1 pseudogene is annotated in these 482 nt (G+C 70.5%); it reads right to left on the bottom strand.

The features are described from left to right. A pseudogene (locus LK10_RS01610) lies at positions 1-482 on the bottom strand (MmgE/PrpD family protein); the annotation flags it as partial.

The following is a 482-nucleotide window of genomic DNA, read 5'->3' as shown; positions in this document are numbered from 1 at the left end:
CTGGACGGTGTCCAGGAACCGTTCGATCTCCTCGGGGGCGACGGACTCGGCGGCGAGGGTGCGGAACTTGGCGATGTACTGCTCGCGGCCGAAGGGGCGGGCGCCGAGGGGGTGGGCGTCGGCGACCGCGATCGCCTCCTCGATCACGGTCCCGTCGGTCAGGGTGATGGTCACGGAGCCGCCGAAGGCCTTCTCGGCGATGTCGAGGGAGTGGTACCGGCGGGTCCACTCGGGGTCCTCCTCGGTGGTGACCTTGTGCCACAGGGCCACGGTGTCCGGGCGGGCGGCCCGGGCGGGGGCGTAGGAGTCGACGTGGTGCCAGGTCCCGTCCTGGAGGGCGACGGCGAAGATGTACGGGATCGAGTGGTCCAGGGTCTCCCGGGAGGCGGTGGGGTCGTACTTCTGCGGGTCGTTCGCCCCGGAGCCGATGACGTAGTGGGTGTGGTGGCTGGTGCGGATAAGGATGCTGGCCACGTTCGCAG

The organism is Sinomonas humi (assembly GCF_000802235.1).
Classification (GTDB): domain Bacteria; phylum Actinomycetota; class Actinomycetes; order Actinomycetales; family Micrococcaceae; genus Sinomonas; species Sinomonas humi.
The sequence above is the reverse complement of the archived record's forward strand: the minus strand, read 5'-3'. Positions and strand labels throughout refer to the sequence as shown.